This window comes from Ferrovibrio sp. (genome assembly GCF_041906005.1).
GTDB lineage: Bacteria > Pseudomonadota > Alphaproteobacteria > Ferrovibrionales > Ferrovibrionaceae > Ferrovibrio.
This window is the reverse complement of sequence record NZ_JAYRJY010000010.1, coordinates 1-3,242: the sequence shown is the minus strand read 5'-3', so window position 1 is coordinate 3,242 and position 3,242 is coordinate 1. Positions and strand designations below refer to the sequence as shown.

At 65.5% G+C, this 3,242-nt stretch carries 4 protein-coding genes; 3 read left to right on the top strand and 1 reads right to left on the bottom strand.

Translation table 11 applies throughout. The annotated features are described in order from the left end of the window. The 3 genes from ACE3OO_RS20110 to ACE3OO_RS20100 form a co-directional block, all read left to right on the top strand. On the top strand, positions 1-488 hold a 488-nt coding region (locus ACE3OO_RS20110; protein WP_374305872.1), incomplete at its 5' end, for a metal ABC transporter permease. A 130-nt stretch (positions 489-618) separates the two neighbouring features. Next, complete coding sequence (locus tag ACE3OO_RS20105; RefSeq protein WP_374305869.1) at positions 619-1,359, top strand: type 1 glutamine amidotransferase; 741 nt, start codon at positions 619-621, stop codon at positions 1,357-1,359. 189 nt (positions 1,360-1,548) lie between these two features. After that, positions 1,549-2,454, top strand: a complete 906-nt coding sequence (locus tag ACE3OO_RS20100) for a DMT family transporter (RefSeq protein WP_374305867.1) — start codon at positions 1,549-1,551, stop codon at positions 2,452-2,454. On the opposite strand, the gene ACE3OO_RS20095 is transcribed toward ACE3OO_RS20100, so the two are convergent. After that, the coding region (locus ACE3OO_RS20095) for an RsmB/NOP family class I SAM-dependent RNA methyltransferase (RefSeq protein WP_374305865.1) at positions 2,401-3,242 on the bottom strand (842 nt) is incomplete at its 5' end. The genes ACE3OO_RS20100 and ACE3OO_RS20095 overlap by 54 nt on opposite strands.

The following is a 3,242-nucleotide window of genomic DNA, read 5'->3' as shown; positions in this document are numbered from 1 at the left end:
TCCTCTTCGGATCGCTGCTCTCGATCGGCAGCGACGGGCTGATCCTGGTGGTGGCGACCGCCATCCTGTCGCTCATCGCTTTCGCCATCATCTATCGCACGCTGGTCGTGGAATGTTTCGACCCGCTATTCCTTCGCGCGGTGGGCGGCCATGGAGCCCTGGTGCATATGATCTTTCTCATCCTCATCGTGCTCAACCTGGTGGCCGCCATCCAGGCGCTGGGGACGTTGATGGCGGTGGGCCTCATGATCCTGCCCGCGGCCGCCGCACGCTTCTGGGCGCGGTCGGTCGCCAGCATGATCGCATTGGCCAGTTCGCTCGCCTTGGCAGCCGGGTTGCTCGGTCTCCTCGGCTCCTACCATCTCGACCTGCCGCCGGGACCGGCCATCGTGCTGATGGCGGGGTTCTGCTATTTCGCCTCGGTCATCTTCGGGCGAAATGGCGGGCTCCTGCGCCGGCTCTTCCCGGGTGCGCACCTGCAGCATTGAATGCCTCGCCTTAAGGGCTGAGCCGTCATGCGTGCCATGCATTGCCCCACACTTGTGTCCGATCGTTCCATTCCGCATGATCCGCCCATCATTCCGGCCAAAAAAGGTCGGGGGAGAGAAGGGATCAAAGATGCGCGTGCTGGTGATTCAAAACGAACCCACATCCCATGTCTCGCTGCTGGGCGAGCATCTCAAGGCGGCGGGTGCCGAATTGGTAACGACGGAACCGCATCACGGCGTGGATCTGCCTGATAGCACGGACGGATTCGACGGCGCGGTGGTGCTGGGCGGGCCACAGCATGCCCATAACGATGCCGACTATCCGGCCTTCGGGCCTATTTGCGATCTCCTCGGCGCCTTCCATGACCAGGGGAAGCCGTTGCTGGGCCTCTGCCTTGGCGGCCAGCTGCTGGCACGCACCTTCGGCGCCCGTGTGCGGGTCAACGATTTCTTCGAATACGGCTATCTGCCGATCGACATCACGGCGGAGGGCCAGCAGGACAAGCTGCTGGGCGGCCTCAGCCCGCGCCAGCACATCCTGCAATGGCATGAGGACACGTTCGGCCTGCCCGACGGCGCCGTGCGCCTGATGACGGGGGCCACCACCGCCAACCAGGCCTTCCGTTATGGCGACACGGCCTATGGCTTCCAATGCCATTTCGAGGTCTCGCTCGATCATGCCAACAGCTGGATCGAGAATTTCAATCACGTCATCATCGGCAAGCTCGGCGAGGTGGAAGGCAGACAAGCCATCGACCGCGCCCGCGCCGAGTTCAAGAGCCACGCCCGCGACGCCAACGAATTCTGCCGCGTGGTCGGCGGACGTTGGGCGGAACTGGTGAAGGCAAGACGGCAGGCGCGGGCGGCTTGACGCGCCGGCAGCGAGACTGAAACACACCACACCCCCCCTCCCGCCCGCTGACGCGGTCGACCTCCCCCTCAAGGGGGGAGGGTTAGGGAGGGGGTATCTCACCGCCGCACCACCTCACCGCAATCCCCGGATAGCGCCATGCGTGCATTCCCGGCATATCTCCGCGCGGTTCATTGAAAGATTTTGCACATGACCGCACCGCGCATGGGCGCCCAGGAATGGGGGCTGCTGATTCTGTTGTCGCTGCTGTGGGGCGGCAGTTTCTTTTTCGCCAAGATCGCGGTCGCGAGCGTGCCGCCGCTCACCGTGGCCCTGTTGCGCGTGGGGCTGGCGGCGGCGGCGCTGCATCTGGTGCGCCTCGGCCTGCGGATCGCCGTGCCGCGGGACGTCAGTTTCTGGCGCGATGCCTTCATCATGGGGCTGCTCAACAACGCCATTCCCTTCGGCCTTATCTTCTGGGGCCAGCAGGCGATCGGGGCGGGTCTGGCGTCGATCCTCAATGCGACAACGCCGCTCTTCACCGTGCTGGTGGCGCATCTCTTCACCAAGGATGAGCGCGTCGGTCTCACGAAGATCGTCGGCGTGCTCTGCGGCATGGCAGGTGTGGCGGTGATGATCGGCAGCGAGGTGCTCGCCGGTGCCGGCAGCCATATCGCGGCGGAGCTTGCCGTGCTGGGAGCAGCACTCTCCTATGGTTTTGCCGGGGTATTCGGCCGGCGTTTTCGCGACCGGCCGCCTTTGGTGGTGGCAAGTGGCCAGCTCACCGGTTCATCCTGCCTGCTGCTGTTGCCGGTGCTGCTCCTCAATCAGCCCTGGAAACTGGGCTTACCCGGCTTGGAGCCGGCCCTGGCCATCATCGGGCTGGCCTTGCTCTCGACAGCGCTTGCTTACGTGATCTTATTCCGCATCCTGAAGCGCGCCGGTTCCACCAATCTTTCGCTGGTGACGCTGCTGATCCCGGTGAGTGCGCTGATGCTGGGCCTGCTGTTCCTCGGCGAGGTGGTGGAACGGCATCACCTCGCCGGCATGGCGCTCATCGCTTCAGGCTTGGTCAGCATCGACGGCAGGATTTGGCGCGTCCTGCGACCCGCCTGACTCCGTCGCCGGCATCGCGGCCTTCCTCTCCATGATGGCGACGAAGAAGCCGTCGGTGCCATGACGCAAGGGGGTGAGCGACAGGGTGGGACCTTCAGCCGGGCAGTCGGTGCCGATCACCTCGCGCCAGACATCGGCGACGGGGATGCGGGTGAAATCCGGATGGCTGGCCAGGAAGGCATCGACCTGGCCGTCATTCTCCTCGCCCAGCAGCGAGCAGGTCGCATAGACGAGGCGCCCGCCCGGCTTCACCAGGCGCTGCGCGGAATCGAGGATGCTGGCCTGCAATGCCACCAGGCGCGGCAGATCCTCGCGCTCCAGGCGCCATTTGGCATCCGGGTTGCGGCGCCAGGTGCCGGTGCCGGAACAGGGCGCGTCGACTAGCACACGGTCGAAGCTGCCGGCATGGCGCTTGACCCAGGGGTCGCGCTCGCTTTCCAGGCCCTTGCGTTCGACATTGAAGGCGCCAGCGCGCTTCAGACGGTCGCCGGCGCGTTCGACGCGGCCTTTGAGCGTATCGCAGGCCACGATCTTGCCCTTGTTCTTCATCGCGGCGGCAATCGCCAGCGTCTTGCCGCCGGCGCCAGCGCAGAAATCGACCACGCGCTGGCCGGGCCTTGCATCGACAAGGAGGGCCGCCAGCTGCGAGCCTTCGTCCTGTACCTCGATGAGCCCGTCCTGGAAGCATTTCAAGGCGCCCATCGGCGGCCTGCCCTCGACGCGGATGCCGAGCGGCGACAGATTGGTGGGTGCAGCCTTGATGTCGGCCGCCGCCAGGGCTTCCAGCG

Excerpts from the sequence above, each read along its gene's own strand:
- ACE3OO_RS20100 (WP_374305867.1), top strand. The coding sequence starts at position 1,549 with ATGACCGCACCGCGCATGGGCGCCCAGGAATGGGGGCTGCTGATTCTG.
- ACE3OO_RS20105 (WP_374305869.1), top strand. The coding sequence starts at position 619 with ATGCGCGTGCTGGTGATTCAAAACGAACCCACATCCCATGTCTCGCTG.